This window comes from Roseiflexus sp. RS-1 (genome assembly GCF_000016665.1).
In the GTDB taxonomy this organism is placed as follows: domain Bacteria; phylum Chloroflexota; class Chloroflexia; order Chloroflexales; family Roseiflexaceae; genus Roseiflexus.
This window is the reverse complement of sequence record NC_009523.1, coordinates 3695118-3711355: the sequence shown is the minus strand read 5'-3', so window position 1 is coordinate 3711355 and position 16238 is coordinate 3695118. Positions and strand designations below refer to the sequence as shown.

Genomic DNA, 16238 nt, shown 5'->3' with positions numbered 1-16238 from the left:
ATGACCCATCCCTACACTCTTCTCTTCGAACCGGTGCGCATCGGTCCGGTGACTGCCCCCAACCGATTTTACCAGGTTCCGCACTGTAATGGCATGGGGTACCGCATGCCGCGTGCGCTGGCTGCTATGCGCGGCGTGAAAGCCGAGGGTGGTTGGGGTGTTGTGTGCACCGAGGAAGTCGAGATTCACCATTCGAGCGATCTGGCGCCGTACCTGGAGGGGCGCTTGTGGAGTGATGATGACATCCCGGCACTGGCGCTTATGGCGGAAGCAGTGCACCGTCACGGCGCGCTTGCAGGCATTGAGTTGACCCACAATGGTCACGATGCGATGAACTATTACTCGCGCACCGCCTCGCTCGGTCCGCGTTCGATTGGCTTGATGGGCGGCACAGGCTTCGAACCGGGTCAGTGTCGTCGGATGGACCTGGAAGACATTCGCAATCTGCGTCGCTGGCACCGCAGCGCGGCACTGCGCGCCAGACATGCCGGTTTCGACATTATCTACTGCTATGCCGGGCACGGTTTGAGTCTGGCGATGCACTTCCTGCTGCGCCGGTACAATGATCGGAGCGATGCGTATGGCGGAAGTCTGGAAAACCGGGTGCGCCTGCTCCGCGAGTTGATCGAGGATACGAAAGATGCCGTTGGCGACCGCTGCACGGTTGCGGTGCGTCTGGCGGTCGATGAACTGCTTGGTGATGAGGGTCTGACCAGCCAGGGCGAGGCGTATGAGATCGTTGCGATGCTTGCGGAACTTCCCGATCTATGGGATGTCAACGTCGCGAACTGGAGCAACGACTCAGCGTCGTCGCGCTTTGAGAAGGAAGGGTTTCAGGAGCCGTACATTGCGTTTGTCAAACAATTGACGAGCAAGCCGGTGGTGGGTGTGGGGCGATATACGTCGCCGGAGTCGATGGTTTCTGCCGTCCGGCGCGGAATCCTGGATTTCATCGGCGCGGCGCGACCATCAATCGCCGATCCGTTCCTGCCGCGCAAGATTCGGGAAGGACGGGTCGAAGATATCCGTGAGTGCATCGGGTGCAATATCTGTGTCACCGGCGATAACAAATGCGTTCCGATCCGTTGCACGCAAAACCCGACGATGGGTGAGGAATGGCGGCGCGGATGGCATCCCGAAACAATTGCGCCACGCCGCAGCACCGCCGAGATTCTGGTCGTCGGCGCGGGCCCGGCGGGGTTGGAGTGCGCCCGTGCGCTGGGTCAACGCGGCTATCAGGTAACGCTGGTCGAAGCGCAGCGTGAACCGGGTGGTCGCGTGGCGCGCGAGGCGCGCCTCCCTGGATTGCAGGAGTGGCGGCGGGTGATCGACTGGCGTCTGACGCAGATCGCCAGGCTGCCGAATGTTCAGCTGTTGCCGGGGAATCCGATGACTGCCGCCGACGTTCTCGAAAGCGGGTATGAGCACGTTATCATCGCGACCGGTGCGGTCTGGCGACGGGACGGTATGGGACGCACCGTGCATCGCCCGCTGCCGGGGCATGATCTGCCTCATGTGTACACCCCCGATGACCTGATGGATGGGCGTCTGCCGTCGGGTCGGGTTGTGATCTACGATGACGATCACTACTACATGGGAGGCGTTCTGGCAGAGTTGCTGGCGCGCCAGGGACGCCAGGTCATCGTGTGCACGCCTGCGCCAATGGTGTCGCACTGGACCCAGTTCACGCTCGAACAGGAGCGGGTTGAGCGGAGATTGTGCGGATTGGGGGTGGTCATCCATACCCGCAGCGTGCTCAGCACGATTCTTGAGGGCGGTGTCGCCGTTCGCCATATGATAACCGGCGTCACCATCGATCTGGCGTGCGATGCAGTAGTGATCGTCGCTGATCGCCTGCCGTGCGATGAGTTGGCGGTTGACCTGGCGCCTGCTCGAGCCGACAGTCGCATCCGCACTCTGCGGGTGATTGGTGATGCCGAGGCGCCGCACATTATCGCGCAGGCGGTGTTTGCCGGTCATCGGGCGGCGCGTGAGTTCGACGAGGCGCTGGATAACGATGCGCCACCGTTCATGCGGGAGAGGTGCGAGACGCGAGGCGAGAGGGAGTAGGGGCGCAGCAGCGCTGCGCCCGGACCGGCAGCGGGGGCAATGGCGGGGGCGAGAGGCGATGTAGGGGCGCAACAGCGCTGCGCCCGGACCGGCAGCGAGGGCGCAGCAGCGCTGCGCCCGGACCGGCAGCGGGGGCAATGGCGGGGGCGAGAGGCGATGTAGGGGCGCAGCAGCGCTGCGTCCGGACCGGCAGCGGGGGTAATGGCGGGGGCGAGAGGCGATGTAGGGGCGCAACAGCGCTGCGCCCGGACCGGCAGCGGGGGCAATGGCGGGGGCGAGAGGGAGTAGGGGCGCAGCAGCGCTGCGCCTGGACCGGCAGCGGGGGCAATGGCGGGGGCGGGAGGCGATGTAGGGGCGCAGCAGCGCTGCGCCCGGACCGGCAGCGGGGGCAATTGAGGCATTATGCCCCATCGAGCAGATGGAGATCGCGCGCGCGGGCAAGCGCCAGGGTGCGGCTGCTGACCTGGAGTTTGCTGTAGAGACTCTTGACGTGGTAACGCACCGTGTTGATGCTGATCATCAGTTCGCTGGCAATCTGTCGGTAGGTCAATCCACGCGCCATCAGGCGCAGAATGTCACGTTCGCGTTCGCTGAGCGGTTCGCTCAGTTCTGACAGTGTGGCGCTGCGCTCACGGATCGTCGGAGGAAACGCTTCCAGCAGACGATGGGCAGCGGGGCTGCCTGCGCGATAGAGCAGTTTTGCCATACGCGGGCCTGCATCGAGGAAGACGCGCACGAACCCTTCCGGCGCCGCCAGGGTCACTGAGCGTCGCAGATCGTCGAGCGCAGCGGACTCGTCACCCAACGCATCGTTTGCCAGTGCACGCAGCACCAGCGCCTCGATGACTCTTCCCTGCCGATCAGATGCTTCCGCCAGAGCGATCACCTCATCAAGCAGTGCGCGCGCGTCGGCGTTGCGCCCCTGGTGCAGCAGCAGGCGTGCGCGTGCCAGCGGTACCGCCTCCCGGCTCACTCCAGCAACCGAGTCGCTATGTGTACCGTGCCCGGTCAGTACACGCCTGGCTTTCGTCACTGCGCCCTGATCGAGGTAGAGATGCACACGTTCGGCGATCAGCATCGGTTCGATCCATACTGGAACACCCTGGGCAACATATGCGGCAGCGGCATCGAGTGCGGCCTGGGCGCCTGCGAAGTCGCCGAGGGCGCGCTGCACCCGCGCCAGATGAATAAAGCATTGCGCCAGCGCAGCGGTATGTCCGCTCTGCTGCGCCAGGTTGAGTGCGTGTTGCAACTGCTGCCGGGCTTCGTCCAGCTGGTTGCGTTCGATCAGAAGCGCGCTGTACGCAATAAAAGCGGGTGCAGCGGCAGGCATAAACGCCGCTGAGGTCAAAACCGGTCGCACCGTCGCCTCGGCGTTGCGCAACCTTCCCTGCACCAGATACAGCATGCCGAGATGCGCGCGCCCCAGGAGCGCTGGCAGTGGCAGGCGTGCGGCGACACAGAGCGGCACAGCCTGTTCATATGCAACGATAGCGGCGTTTACATCGCCAGCCGCGCGCAGCGCTCCAGCAATTGCCGTCTTTGCCACTGCATGGGCGATACGATGATCGGAAGGGGCATGGTCGAGCGCCTGCTGCGCGTGGTGGAGCGCCTCTGCCAGCTGTCCTTTGATTTCGGCGAGGACGGCGCGCACGGCATGGAGTTCACCACGGAGTGCAGGGTCGTCTGCCGGTATGATCGTTTCCACCTGTACAATGTACGGCTCGACCTCGCTATACCGCCCGCGCAGAATGAGCGCCCAGGCAAAGGCAATGCTGGCGTGCGGCAATGTCTGTCGCAGTTCGTCGGGCAAGAGGTTCAACCAGCGTTCAAGGAGCGCTGCCCGTCCTTCCATCACCAGCGTGCTGGCGGCCCGGTCAAGAAGATGCGTGGCAGCATCGAAATCGCGCCCTGCCAGGGCATACTCGATGGCCTGCTCGATGTCGCCACGCGCAGCGTGCCAGGCTGCCGCGCGCCGGTACAGTGCAGGAATATCCGCCGAATGAGTGCTCGATAACTGACTGCGCAGCAGATCGCCAAACAACCGGTGAAAACGAAACCAGCGCTCATTGTCGTTTGCCGCAGTACTGAGCGGGATGAGAAACAGATTGCGTTGCGCCAGTGATTCGAGAAGCGCGGCGCTGCCGCTCCTGCCGGCAACGGCGTCGCATAGCGGACCGCAGAATCGTTCCAGAACGGAGATGCACAGCAGGAACTCATGCACGTCTGGAGGTTGTTGCGCCAGTATCTCTTCGGTGAGATATTCGATGATGAACCGGTTGCTCTGCGCCAGTCGTGCGATGCGCTGACGCCGGGTTGCAGGATCGTCTTCGCGCAACGCCAGCCCTGCCAGGTAGAGAGCAGCAGGCCATCCTTCGGTCTGCCGCAGCAGAGTCGCTATATCCTCTTCATCGAACCCCAGGCGCATGACCCCATTGAGTAACTCCGCCGCTTCCATCAGATCGAAGCGCAGATCGTCCATCCGCACCTCGAGCAACTGACCGCGTGCACGCCAGCGGTGCAGTGGCAGTGGCGGGTCGGCGCGCGTGATGATCACACCATGCAGGTTCGGGGGCGCGTGATTCAGAAGAAACGCCAGATCGTCATGAATGGCGGGCAGATCGATGAAATGATAATCGTCCAGCACAAGGACGAGGTGCTGTTCCTGCGCTCCTATCTCGTTGATCGTCGCAACAAGCAGTGGTCGAATCGGCGCCGGTTGCGGTCCTGCCAGCGCCTCGATCATTGCGGCGCCGCAGTTGTTGATGGCGCTGTGCACTGCCAGAGCCACGTAGCGCCAGAAGTGGATCGGATCGTTGTCGTGTTCGTCGAGCGTCAGCCATGCCAGCGCCGTATCAGCACGCTTCCGCAGCATGTGCCGGTTGCCTCCAGCATCGCTGTAGTTTTGCCAAAACCCGCAGGGGCGCTGAGAAGTGTCAATGGTATATCGATGAGATTGCGCAATTGTGCAAGAATGCGTCGGCGTGGAACGAGATGGCTGCGATAGGCGGGCGGGGCAATCCTGGTAATGAGCAGCGATTCGCTCATGAGACCCCCATAGTGTCCATCTTTCTCGTCGTATTGTACAGGAACTCTGTTTGAAAAATCAATGATACTAACTATCAATTTGGAGACAAGCATTATTCCAGATGCCAGCAGACGCTTTTGCTGCACTGGCGCCCGGTCGATTGTTGCAGAAAGGGGAGAATGTCGGCTTCTTCCAGCAGGATGAGAGGCGCGCCTGAACGACGAGCACATCGTCCAGGCGCCTGATTGAGGCGCTGCCCCGGCTCGATCACGATGCCCGGTTTTCCAGGTCTGCGCCGGTTACTTCTCGACGGGATACCCGGCGCGTTGCCAGGCGAGAATGCCGCCCTGCATGTTGTGGACGCGGGTGAAGCCGTTGCGTCGCAGGAAATCGGTGATCTGTCCACTGCGGTTGCCGCTGCGGCAGGTGACGATCACCGTCTTGTCGGTCGGGATCTCGTTCAGGCGGGAAGGAACCTCGCCCATCGGAATAAGACGCACGCCGGGGATGTGTCCGGCAGCGTATTCTTCCGGCTCGCGCACGTCGATCAGGACGACATCATCCCGCTCCTGGAGCGCACGTACTGTGGCGACATCGACGTTGAGCGGCAGATTGTCGATGTTGATGGTACTCGACGGTGCACTGCCTGCAACGATGGGTGCGGTTGTCGCTGGTGCACTGCAGGCTGCTATTGCATATGCGGATATGATGAGCAGCAGGAGAAAGAGACGTTTCATAGGATGCTTCCTGGAAAGAACTGAGAACTGATCGAACGATCAACGAAGATGCGCAGGTCGAGCATTTCACCGGGAGCAAGCGACAGAGCAACAGAGGGTGAGTCAGAAGATCCGCTGCCGGATCGTGTCCGATCGACCAGCAATCGACCTGGAAGACGTTCGTAGATGACGCGCGTTTCTTCTTCACGGTTCGGGCTGGCAAGCAGTGTGATGCCGACACGTTGCGCGGCGCCGGGGTCAATAGTCGTCGCAATCTCGATCATGTCTCCATGCAGTTCATCGAGCGCAGCAACAGTATCCGGCGCCAGGTCGTGCGGCGCGTGCGTGATGTGTGCGCTACGGAGCGTTTCCACTTCTGGTGCAGGGGTCATTCTGAGACGTCCGTCAGCGCGGAGAGTGATCAGGCGCGGCAATGACATTGCCCCTGACCATCCTGCGTTCAGTTGAGCCGTTTCGCTGCGCGCCTCGCGCAGCCATCCAACCATCCATGATCCGTCGTCCCTGTTGATCGACGAAACTCTGCGGTGCGTAGAAATTGGCGCTGCCATCGACCGTACCGTGCACTTCAGGAGTGAATCGGTTCGCCTGGTACCGCCCGACCAGATAGACTGCCTGATTGAGCGGAAGCGGCGAAAGAACCAGCACATGCCGCCCGCCAGATGCGAAGAAGTCCGGGCATTCCCACATCTCGTCGTTCTCGCCAACACTCCCGACACACAGCAGACCGAGATACTCCCACTCCAGCAGGCTGCGACCGCGATACAGAAAGCACGCACCTCCCTGCCCCACAATTCCCGATCCGATGATCTGGCGCCACTCATCGCCCTCGCGCCAGACACAGTGGTCGCGAAAACCGGCAACCTCCAGTCCTTCGGGTGGACCGGGTATCACCGGGTTGCGCGGATGTTTCCGCCACGTCACCAGATCATCGCTGCCGGTCGCAATATACGGCAACTGGACGCCATTCCGCACTTCGGTATACACCAGCGTGGGAATGCCATGATCATCCACAGCCACGCCAGACCAGCACCCATCACCGCGCGGTGAACCTGGTTCCGGTGCCAGCGCGATCGGCAGATCGGTCCAGCGTATCAGGTCATTGCTGACAGCGTGCCCCCAGTGGATAAAACCCCAGCGCGCCTCGTGCGGATTGTGCTGGTAGAACATGTGGTAACGACCATGCCACTGAATTAACCCATTTGGGTCGTTCATCCAGCCACCAGGCGGGGTAAAGTGATACCCGGGTCGGTATCGATCGTTTGATGTCATGACGCGGAACGCCTCAACGCAATCGCTTCGATCTCCACCCGCGCGTCGCGCGGCAGCCGCGCCACCTGGACGGTCGAACGCGCTGGCGGGTTTGCGGGAAAGAATTCGGCATACACCGCGTTCATTGCAGCAAAGTCTCCCATGTCGGCGAGAAAGACGGTTGTTTTGACCACCTGATCGAGCGAACTGCCAGCAGCTGTCAGCACTGCCTGAAGGTTGGTCAGCACCTGGCGCGTTTGCGCAGCAACATCCCCCTCGATCAGGGCGCCATCGGGTGTCAGGGGTATCTGACCGGAGCAGAACACGAGATTGCCAGCGTTAATCGCCTGGGAATAGGGTCCAATCGCCTGAGGCGCATCCGGCGTTTGCACGACTGCACGTTCCATCGTGGTTTTCCTTTCTGCAGGAATGCGAACCGCGGCTATTGTAGCAGAAACATTCGAGTATAATACTGCCCGTGAGGAGTAAAACGATTTCGGGCGATCCACCTGCCTGGCAGCCGTCCGCTGGCACGTATGCGCAGATGGTGCTGCATTATCTGGATATGCGCCTGGCGCTGATCATCGCGCTGGCGGTGCTGGCTGGCATCTTCGCGTATCAGGCGCCGGTCAATACGACGATTCTCGTCGGTTGGCCCGGCGACCGCTTGTTTTTGCAGGCGAGCGAGGGCGCTGGCGCTGCGGATCGCTACACGTTCTATGGGGACGAACTCACCGCAGACGCACAAAGTGGACGGAGTCGCTGGACGCACCAGGGGGCGCGGGTCGATCTGGCTGGTCTGGGAGAAGGCGCGCTCGTTGTGACGGTGCGCGCTCAGGGTTGGCCCGCCGATGCACTGAACAGCGTGACGCGCCAACCGGAGGTGATCGTTGCAACCCATGATGCGCCGATCGGTCGATTCACCCCTGATGAGCGATGGGCGGAGTATGAGTTTGCCATCCCGGTCGAGGCGCGTCGCGGCGCCGACCTGATATTGACGTTCACCGCCTCGGACGTTTTCACCAGCACAAGTGTCTACACCGATCCGCGGCCCAAAGGGGTTCGGATCGAATCGATCAGCGTGCGCAGCGCCAGCGATGGTCCGTTCATGCCGGTTGTTGCGCCGGTGTTCTGGCTGGCGGTGAATGGCGTCGTCTGGTTCCTGGCGCTTGCCGCACTCACGCGCCGACCGACAGGCGCCTTTGTTGTCGCTACGTTGCTGGTCAGCGGGGCAGCGGTTGCTCTGGCAGCGTTGCGTATCTGGGCGGTTGCGTTGCTGCCGTGGTTCGCCGGTATTGGCGCTGTTCCGCTGATCTGGCAGTACCGTGCGCTGCTCACAAGATACCCCTTGCGGTTGATACGCCGCTTTGCGCGTGGTGCATCTCTTGGGTATGGGTTGCTCGGCGCGGTTGCCGTGTGGCTGATGGCGATGGTGACGCTTTACGCTCCTCCATTGCCGCGTCCGGAGTGGTTCTGGGAGTTTTTTCCGGACTCGCTGGTCTCTACCCTGATCATTGCTGGCGTTCTGGCGCTGATACTCATCTATGGTCACAACGGTTTACCGCGTCTCGTCCAGAATACGGTGGATGCTATCGGTTCGCAACGAGGAGCGGCATTGCTGCTGGCGCTGATGCTGGCGGTATGGGTCGGGTATCTGGGATCGGTCATCATGGCACTGCCGTATGTCGGTCATGCCGATTATGCGGATAATGCGGTCGTGGCGCGCAATCTGCTCGCCGGTCGCGGATGGACGGTCGATTATGTGACGCAGTTCTACTATCTCTATGATGGCGTCACGCGCCCGCAGGAGACCTGGCCCCTGCTCCAACCGGTGTGGGTGGCGTTCTCGTTTGCGGTGTTCGGTGTCAGCGCATGGGCGGCGAAAGTTCCCAATCTGCTGTTCATGACGCTGCTGGCGCTGGCGGTCTACCGTGCTGGTGCGCGCCTGTGGGATCGACGCGTCGGACTGGTCGCCGTTGTGTTGCTGATCACCAGTCACCTCTATTTCAAACTGGTGATCTATGTGACGAATGACCTGGGATTTGCGCTGTTTACGTTTGGGGCGCTGATCGCGCTGTACCGCGCCTGGGGTGCGCCGCAGGCGGGTATGTCTGCGCGAAAGGTTGCGCTTCTGACCGCCGTTTCTGGTGCGTTGACCGGACTCATGCTGCTTCAGAAGCCGGGAAGCGGCGGGTTGATCGCGTTGGGAATGGGGTTGTGGTTCCTGTGGGTGCGCTTCGACGCGCTGCCGCGAACCATGGCAGACCTGCGCGTGCGTCTTGCCCCGGTTGTCGGGTGGAGTGTTGTTGCTTTTGCGTTACTCTCCCCCTACCTGGCGCGGAATATGCTCACCTTCGGCGTGCCGTTCTATTCAACCGAAAGCAAAGATGCATGGGTGTTGGAGTATACGACGTGGGATCAGATCTATGCGGTGTATACCTCTGAGGAAGGGTTGAGCACGCTGGGTGTTCCGGATCGAAGCTGGATTCTGCGCTGGGGATTTGACCGCACCCTGGTGAAACTGGAGCGTCAGGTTCAGGCATTGCGCGATTATCTGATCCCTTCCTGGGAGCGTGCTCCGTTTGGGATGGGCGAGTGGTTCGGGCGCGCCGACAAGAGGCGTTTGTTGTTTGAGGCGGGCGCGTGGCTGGCGCTTTTTGGCGCCGTTGGCGCTGCGGTCGCTCACCGCCGCCTGATAATGCTTCTTTGCGCTGCTTTTGTGCCATATACTCTGTTTCTGATCGTCTACTGGCACACGAACGAAGAGCGCTACTGGGTTGTGATCATGCCGTGGCTGGCGCTCTTTGCCGCTGCTGCGATCTGGCGCATCTACGATAGAATTGCCAGGATCTCCAACCGGCGATGGGCGCCGTTCGGGTTGATGGCAGTTGTCGCGTTGACTGCGGCTATCATTGTCCCTTCGTGGCCCGAAATCGCCGAAAAGGTGCGCGATGAACCTCACCTCTACCGCGCCGATCTCGACGCTTATGCCTGGTTGCAGCGTTCTACGCCGCCCGATGCGGTCGTTATGACGCGCAATCCGTGGCAACTCAACTGGCATAGCGAGCGTCCGGCGCTGATGATTCCATACACAACCGATCAGGAGACGTTCCTGCGCCTGGCGCGCCACTACCGTGTGCGGTACCTGGTGCTCGATACGTTGCAGCGTCCGGCGCCAGAGGTGCGACGGATGCTTGATGCAATGATTGCCGACCCGCACCTGGGTTTCCGTGAAGTCTATCGCACACCGACGTACCGCGCCGATTTCCGGGGTGTGACGAAGGAGTTGACCGCAGTGGTGTACGCATTCCCGGAGTAAGGTATGAGGCGATGTAGGGGTGCAGCGACGCTGCGCCCGGACCGGCAGCGGGGCAATGGCGCGAGGCGCGAGGCAAGAGGCATGAGGCGACGTAGGGGCGCATCGGCGCTGCGCCCGGATCGGCAGCGGGGCAATGGCGCGAGGCGCGTAGGGCGAGAGGCAGGAAGGATGCAGGTGCGAAGGTTACAGGTTGCAGGTGTTGCACGTTGCATGTTGACCGTGGTAAGACAGAGCCGTTGCCGCTCCACCATAGTGCACCATCGCCGAGGCGCTGCAATGTCGCCGCGTTGGTGCAGATAGGGTCAAAAAAAGTGATACACGGTTATTTTCTCTGCTCTTTCCGTGCCTCTTGGTTAAGTAACCAGGTATGAACATTCTCATGCTCACATCGTCGTACCCGAAATATGCAGGAGAAACGACTGCACCGTTCATCGAGTCGATTGCTGTTGGTCTTGTGCGCCGTCAGCATACGGTTCATGTTCTGGCGCCGTTTCATCCAGAGGTGCGGCGTGCGCCGATCGAGTCCGGCGTGCGGTTGCACTTTTACCGGTATGCTCCCCACCCGGCATTCAATGTCTATGGCTATGCTGCATCACTGCACGCCGACATTGGTCTGCGGCGCACGGCGCTGGCAGCGGCGCCGTTTGCTCTGGCGGCATCATTTCAGGCAACAATGCGCCTCGTGCGGCGTCAGAAGTTTGACCTGATCCATGCGCACTGGGTGCTGCCGAATGGCGCGCCTGCCCTGCTCGCCGCTCGTTTGTGTCGGTTGCCGCTGGTAGTCAGTTTGCATGGCTCGGATGTCTATCTGGCGTTCAAAGGATGGCCGTTCGCGCTGACTGCCGCGACTGTGTTTCGCGGTGCAGCGGCGATCACCGCCTGTAGCAGCGATCTCCGTCAGCGTGCAGTGCGGCTCGGCGCACCGCCGGATCGCGCAACCGTGATCCCTTATGGTGTGGATGCGTATGCCTTTCGTCCGGATCCGCGCGCCGGCGCGCAGGTGCGCGCAGAACTCCGGTTGCCTCCCGATATGCCACTGATCGTTGCGATGGGCAGAATGGTCCATAAAAAAGGGTTTACCTATCTGCTCGACGCCATGCCGCGCATACGTGCAATCCATCCGAACGCAACCCTCGTGCTGGCGGGATATGGCGATCTGCTGGACGCATTGAAACGTCGGGCTTACGAACTCAATGTTGCGGAAGCGGTCATCTTTCCCGGTCAACTTCCGCGTGACCGCGCTGCGCGCTATGTTGCTGCCGCAGATGTGTACGTCGTGCCCTCGGTGCGTGATGATGCCGGTAACGTCGATGGTCTGCCCAACACGCTGCTCGAAGGGATGGGCGCGGCGCGTCCAATCGTTGCCACGCGCGTCGCTGGCATTCCCGATGTGGTAGTTGATGGTGTTCATGGCGTACTCGTGCCAGAGCGCGATCCGGCGGCGCTGGCGGAGGCGATCACACGCTTGCTGATCGGGCGAGATGTGGCGGTTCGCCTCGGCGAAGCCGCCCGGCGTCGCGTGCTGGAAGAACTGTCGTGGGATGTCGTTGCGGCGCGCTTCGAGGAGGCGTACCATCGTGCGCTTGATCTATGAGGGTGAGCGGTTGCGGGTTGAACGATGCGAGAACGTTTGACAGCCGGTTTGCATGCTTTCACCCGGCGCGCCAGGACATCCGGTGATCTGATCCATACATCAGACGCGACGCAGCGGATATTCCTGGTCACGATTGCATTGACGGCACTGGCGTTTGCGCTGCGCATCTATCGGCTGGATGCCCAGAGCCTCTGGCTGGACGAGGGGAGCACATGGGTCGAGGTGACCGGGAAGAGCTGGCTGGCGCTGGTTGCCGAACTGTTCAGCCCCAATGCCGGTTACCCGCTCTACCATCTTCTGCTGAAGGCGTGGGTGCTCATTGCCGGTGATGCGGAGTGGGCGCTCCGCTTTCCGTCGGCGCTGGCGGGGGCGCTGGTCGTGCCGGTGCTGATGGCGGTAGTGGGTGAACTCTCCTCCCATCACACCGATTCCAGGGATGTTCGGGGCGCCGCCGCGATCGGTGCGCTCGTCGCGCTTTCGCCCTATGCCCTCTGGCACGCACAGGATGCGAAGGTTTACAGCCTGGTGATCCTGGCGTCGGCGATGCTGCTCTGGACGTTTCTGCGTGCATTCCGCATGGATACGCGGCGCGCATGGCTGTTGTTCGCTGCCGTGGCGTTGATCAGCGTATTCGTGCACCGCCTGGCGCTCCTCTCGCTGGCTGGCGCCGCACTGGTTCTGGGGCTTCACCTGTGGCGTTGGAACGCCGGTATGCGGCGCTGGTCGGCTGCCGCGTTCATTGCGATCGCGCTGGTCCTGAGCCTGACTGGAGTAGCCGGAACGATCCTGGCGACACGCAATGAACGGATCGGTAGTGAACGCGGTTCTGTCGGGATTGTCGAGGGTATCTGGTTCACGTTCGCGCATTTCAGTCTGGATCGCTGGCCCGGCGATCTGGAAGGGTATCTCTGGTTGCCGACGTTTGCCTGGTTCCTGCCGTGGGCAGTGTTGACGCTCTGGGGTGTCGCGCTGTTGTGTCGCAATGCGCTTGCCGGACGGATCAGCGCCAGCGCGATTGTCGCTCTGCTGATTGCGCCGGTGGGACTGTTCGCCATCGTTCATACCCTTGTACCCGTGTATGAGGCGCGCTACGTTGCGCCGGCGTTTCCTGCGTGGCTGGCGGCGCTGGTCTACCCGATTCTGGCGCAGCATGGCGAAAAAGACAGCGTGCCCATGTCATTGCGCCGAATACTGCCAGATGCCCTTGCGCCTGTCCTGCTCGTCCTCAGCCTGACGACCAGCGTCGCAACGCTGGTTCAACCGGGGAAAGGGTTGTTCAGCGGCGATCCGGTCAAAGAACAGTGGCGCGAGGCGGTGACGGCGCTGGCGCTGCGGGTGCATCCTGATGATCTCGTGCTGCTGCATCCACACTATGTCGAGCCAATGTACGCCTACTATGCGCCGCGTGTCACGCCTGATCCATTGCCGCAGCCGAGAACATTCCCGGTTTTTGCGGAGGGCGACGTCTGCGGTATCGTCAATCCAACGCGGCAGCAGATGCTGGAGTGCATCCGACGGCGGTTCGAGCCATTCTTCAACCAGCAGGCGACCGGAAGAAAGCGGGCGCTGCTGCTGATTGCACCGGATCATGCCCGCACGGTCGATCCGCCGCCATTGCCGATTGACCGCTTCGGATGGGTGGGATTGCGCTTTCAATACCCGCAGCGCACCTGGCCCTGCGGCGGCAGTGAGTTCGTTGGCGTCCTTCTCATGTGCCAGAGCTTTCCGGAAACGTTCAATGCCGGCGGTCCAGGCGCGATCCCACAACCGGACACAGTGCTCGACGCAACATTCGGCGGCGAATTGCGCCTGCGCGGATTGACGCTGGCGCTCCACGGCGGCGCTGCGCGGGCTGGCGGATCGCTTCCCGTGACACTCTACTGGGAAGCGGTAGCGCCGCCGACGCGCGACTACCGGATATTTCTCCATCTCTGCCGCAATTGTGACATGCCGCCGGTCGCACTTGATGACGGACCGCCGCTCGGCGGGTATGCGCCTGCCGGAATGACCACCACGTGGCGGATTGGCGACCCGGTGCACGATGAGCGATCCCTTCCGCTGCCGCATACCCTCCCACCCGGTCGTTACACATTGGTGCTGGGAGTCTACAGTGGAGACGGTGCGCCCGCTTCGCGTCTGCCGATTGCCACTCGCGCGCCGACGCTCTCCGACAACCGCCTCGTGATCGGATCCGTCGATGTGATTGCGCCATAACCGGCAGAACAGGCGGTCCTTATGGCGGCGTTCAGGTCTGCCACCGGTACACGGTTGCTGTCCCGGTATCAGTCCGTCGCGCGCCATCCGCGAATCGTCAGCGGCGTGACGACGATCAGCGGGGCGCCGTCCAGCGGCAACGTTGCATACTGGGGATACTTCTGACGCAACAGTTCAATGCCGGTCACATACATCGGTCCGTCGGTGACGATGTCTGCCGTTCCGCGGATCAGCACCCATGCCAGATCGCTCCAGTTTTCGCTATAGTGATCGACGACAATCGCAACGTGCGGGTGTGCTTGAATGTTTCGCACACGCTGCAACTGCGTTGCGGCGACACGCTTGGGTTTCGCGTCGAGAGGCGTATACAGCCGATCATCGAAAGCATACACAATCGGCACAACACTGGGATGTCCATGTGCATCGACGGTGGCCATACGCGCCACGCGCCCATGCACGATAAAATCGCGCTCCCATGCTGTCATACGCAGTTCCTTCAGGTATAATGCCGGATGGAGAGGTTGCGTGTATACTCGTCATCTGCCCAATCTGCTTGGTCTGTTCCGGATTGTCGCAACGCCGGCGCTCTATATCCTGATCGCGCTGGGGACGCCGTCCGGCGATCTGGGCGCGGTTGTTTTGTTAGTTGCGATGGCTATCAGCGACATTGCCGATGGGCGAATCGCGCGGAAACTCAAGGTTGTTTCGCCGCTCGGCGTTTTTCTCGATACCATCTCCGACAAGATATTCGTTGCCGGCGCGCTGTTGCCGATGGTCGAACGCGGGTTGTTGCCCGGATGGGTTGCACTGATCATCATTATCCGCGAATTTGCCGTATCGGGGTTGCGTTCCTACGCCGCTGCCGAAGGTGAAGTCATCGCGGCGCGCCAGTGGGGGAAGCAAAAACTGGTATTCACTGTTGCCGCGCTGATCTGGTGTCTGGTGGACGCCGCAGTGCGCGCGATTCCCGGATCGCCGGAGGCGCTGCTGACCCTGGCGTCGTTCTGGCCCCTGGTTCTGGGGCTTGCGCTGATCTGGACGATCGGGTCGGGCGTGGAGTATTTCTGGAAGGCGATGCCGTTGCTGCGACGGTGAAGGTTTTGCGTCGAAGGGTGAAGGTTTCGCGTTGCAGGTTGAACGTTGCAGGTTGAACGTTGCAGGTTGAGCGTTGCGGGTTGAATATGACGTCTGTCGAAATACGCATCAACGATGTTCTCGGCGCGGAGCCGGGCATTGCCGCCGTCCTGCTGTTCGGTTCGGCGGTGCGCGGACGTCTCCGACCCGACAGCGATATTGATGTGGCGACACTCTTCGAGCACAGCGCCATTCCCGGCATCGAAGAGCGTCTGGCGCTACGTCAACGCCTTGAAGAAGCCGTACAACGCGATGTCGATCTCATCGTTCTCAATGATGCGCCGACCATTCTGGCGTTTCAGGCGCTCCGTTATGGCAGATTGATCGCATGCCCGCGTCCACGTGTCTATCATGAATTCGTGATGCGTCTGGTGACGGAGTACGCCGACTTCAAACGGATTCGGAAACCGATTGAAGATGCACTGATACGACGGAGCATGCTTCAGTGATAGACCCTGATATTGTTCTTGCAAAAGTGGCGATCATTCAGCGTTGCCTGGATCGCATCAGGTCGGTCACGCACCTGGACCCGAACCGGCTTGAGGACATCGATACCCAGGATATCTTTGTTCTCAATCTACAACGCGCAATCCAGGCAGCGATTGATCTCGGCGCTCATACACTGGCGTCTCAGGGGCGTGACATGCCGGCGACGCTGCGCGAGATTTTTGTGGCGCTTGCGGAACAGGGGTTGCTCTCTAGCGCTGTAGCGCGCGCCATGCAGAACATGTGCGGTTTTCGGAATATCGCCGTGCACGATTATCGAAAACTCTCCCTTGATGTGCTCAAGTCGATACTGGTTCATCACCTGACCGATCTTGAAGCGTACTATCGTGAGATTCTGGCGCTTTTGCCGCAACCGCCGTCGGATCAACCGGTTGAGTGATACGTGTG

At 61.4% G+C, this 16238-nt stretch carries 14 protein-coding genes; 7 read left to right on the top strand and 7 right to left on the bottom strand.

What is annotated here, in order from left to right; all coding sequences use genetic code 11:
• Complete coding sequence (locus tag ROSERS_RS15240) at positions 1-2070, top strand: oxidoreductase (RefSeq protein WP_011957672.1); 2070 nt, start codon at positions 1-3, stop codon at positions 2068-2070.
• A 400-nt stretch (positions 2071-2470) separates the two neighbouring features.
• Here ROSERS_RS15240 and ROSERS_RS26485 read toward each other — a convergent pair whose 3' ends face one another.
• From ROSERS_RS26485 to ROSERS_RS15220, 6 genes are all read right to left on the bottom strand, one after another.
• Positions 2471-4945: a LuxR C-terminal-related transcriptional regulator gene (locus ROSERS_RS26485; protein WP_011957671.1), complete on the bottom strand. Its 2475-nt coding sequence runs from the start codon at positions 4943-4945 to the stop codon at positions 2471-2473.
• Complete coding sequence (locus ROSERS_RS26120) at positions 4906-5118, bottom strand: hypothetical protein (protein WP_157041104.1); 213 nt, start codon at positions 5116-5118, stop codon at positions 4906-4908. The genes ROSERS_RS26485 and ROSERS_RS26120 overlap by 40 nt, the downstream gene beginning before the upstream one ends.
• A gap of 279 nt (positions 5119-5397) precedes the next feature.
• Complete coding sequence (locus tag ROSERS_RS15230) at positions 5398-5835, bottom strand: rhodanese-like domain-containing protein (protein WP_011957670.1); 438 nt, start codon at positions 5833-5835, stop codon at positions 5398-5400.
• Positions 5832-6206: a GH32 C-terminal domain-containing protein gene (locus tag ROSERS_RS24250; protein ID WP_198136311.1), complete on the bottom strand. Its 375-nt coding sequence runs from the start codon at positions 6204-6206 to the stop codon at positions 5832-5834. The genes ROSERS_RS15230 and ROSERS_RS24250 overlap by 4 nt, the downstream gene beginning before the upstream one ends.
• 13 nt (positions 6207-6219) lie before the next feature.
• Positions 6220-7104 (bottom strand): glycoside hydrolase family 32 protein, encoded by an 885-nt coding sequence (locus tag ROSERS_RS15225; RefSeq protein WP_049767526.1) that lies wholly within the window; start codon positions 7102-7104, stop codon positions 6220-6222.
• Positions 7101-7490 carry a RidA family protein gene (locus ROSERS_RS15220; protein WP_011957669.1) on the bottom strand — a complete coding sequence of 130 codons (390 nt, stop codon included), beginning with the start codon at positions 7488-7490 and terminating at the stop codon, positions 7101-7103. The genes ROSERS_RS15225 and ROSERS_RS15220 overlap by 4 nt, the downstream gene beginning before the upstream one ends.
• Positions 7491-7561: 71 nt before the next feature.
• Here ROSERS_RS15220 and ROSERS_RS15215 point away from each other — a divergent pair, with 71 nt between their 5' ends.
• The 3 genes from ROSERS_RS15215 to ROSERS_RS15205 all read left to right on the top strand — a co-directional run bounded on the left by ROSERS_RS15215 (position 7562) and on the right by ROSERS_RS15205 (position 14210).
• Positions 7562-10402 (top strand): glycosyltransferase family 39 protein, encoded by a 2841-nt coding sequence (locus tag ROSERS_RS15215; RefSeq protein ID WP_011957668.1) that lies wholly within the window; start codon positions 7562-7564, stop codon positions 10400-10402.
• A 367-nt stretch (positions 10403-10769) separates the two neighbouring features.
• Positions 10770-11996, top strand: coding sequence for a glycosyltransferase (locus tag ROSERS_RS15210; protein ID WP_041333798.1), 1227 nt, complete (start codon positions 10770-10772; stop codon positions 11994-11996).
• Positions 11997-12020: 24 nt separating this feature from the next.
• Entirely contained in the window at positions 12021-14210 is a 2190-nt protein-coding gene (locus ROSERS_RS15205; RefSeq protein WP_011957666.1) for a glycosyltransferase family 39 protein, read from the top strand.
• A gap of 68 nt (positions 14211-14278) precedes the next feature.
• On the opposite strand, the gene ROSERS_RS15200 is transcribed toward ROSERS_RS15205, so the two are convergent.
• Complete coding sequence (locus ROSERS_RS15200; protein WP_011957665.1) at positions 14279-14695, bottom strand: TIGR03668 family PPOX class F420-dependent oxidoreductase; 417 nt, start codon at positions 14693-14695, stop codon at positions 14279-14281.
• A gap of 40 nt (positions 14696-14735) precedes the next feature.
• Here ROSERS_RS15200 and pgsA point away from each other — a divergent pair, with 40 nt between their 5' ends.
• The 3 genes from pgsA (at position 14736) to hepT (ending at position 16230) form a co-directional block, all read left to right on the top strand.
• A complete protein-coding gene (gene pgsA, locus ROSERS_RS15195) occupies positions 14736-15305 on the top strand; it encodes a CDP-diacylglycerol--glycerol-3-phosphate 3-phosphatidyltransferase (protein WP_011957664.1) in 570 nt (189 codons plus the stop codon).
• A gap of 86 nt (positions 15306-15391) precedes the next feature.
• Positions 15392-15793 carry a type VII toxin-antitoxin system MntA family adenylyltransferase antitoxin gene (gene mntA / locus ROSERS_RS15190; protein ID WP_011957663.1) on the top strand — a complete coding sequence of 134 codons (402 nt, stop codon included), beginning with the start codon at positions 15392-15394 and terminating at the stop codon, positions 15791-15793.
• Positions 15790-16230 (top strand): type VII toxin-antitoxin system HepT family RNase toxin, encoded by a 441-nt coding sequence (gene hepT, locus ROSERS_RS15185; RefSeq protein WP_011957662.1) that lies wholly within the window; start codon positions 15790-15792, stop codon positions 16228-16230. The genes mntA and hepT overlap by 4 nt, the downstream gene beginning before the upstream one ends.
• The last annotated feature ends 8 nt before the right edge of the window (positions 16231-16238 follow it).

Bases quoted from the DNA above. Each gene is read 5' to 3' on its own strand.
- ROSERS_RS15240 (WP_011957672.1), top strand. From the start codon at position 1: ATGACCCATCCCTACACTCTTCTCTTCGAACCGGTGCGCATCGGTCCG.
- ROSERS_RS26485 (WP_011957671.1), bottom strand. From the start codon at position 4,945: ATGCTGCGGAAGCGTGCTGATACGGCGCTGGCATGGCTGACGCTCGAC.
- ROSERS_RS26120 (WP_157041104.1), bottom strand. From the start codon at position 5,118: ATGAGCGAATCGCTGCTCATTACCAGGATTGCCCCGCCCGCCTATCGC.
- ROSERS_RS15230 (WP_011957670.1), bottom strand. From the start codon at position 5,835: ATGAAACGTCTCTTTCTCCTGCTGCTCATCATATCCGCATATGCAATA.
- ROSERS_RS24250 (WP_198136311.1), bottom strand. From the start codon at position 6,206: ATGACCCCTGCACCAGAAGTGGAAACGCTCCGTAGCGCACACATCACG.
- ROSERS_RS15225 (WP_049767526.1), bottom strand. From the start codon at position 7,104: ATGACATCAAACGATCGATACCGACCCGGGTATCACTTTACCCCGCCT.
- ROSERS_RS15220 (WP_011957669.1), bottom strand. From the start codon at position 7,490: ATGGAACGTGCAGTCGTGCAAACGCCGGATGCGCCTCAGGCGATTGGA.
- ROSERS_RS15210 (WP_041333798.1), top strand. From the start codon at position 10,770: ATGAACATTCTCATGCTCACATCGTCGTACCCGAAATATGCAGGAGAA.
- ROSERS_RS15205 (WP_011957666.1), top strand. From the start codon at position 12,021: ATGCGAGAACGTTTGACAGCCGGTTTGCATGCTTTCACCCGGCGCGCC.
- ROSERS_RS15200 (WP_011957665.1), bottom strand. From the start codon at position 14,695: ATGACAGCATGGGAGCGCGATTTTATCGTGCATGGGCGCGTGGCGCGT.
- mntA (WP_011957663.1), top strand. From the start codon at position 15,392: ATGACGTCTGTCGAAATACGCATCAACGATGTTCTCGGCGCGGAGCCG.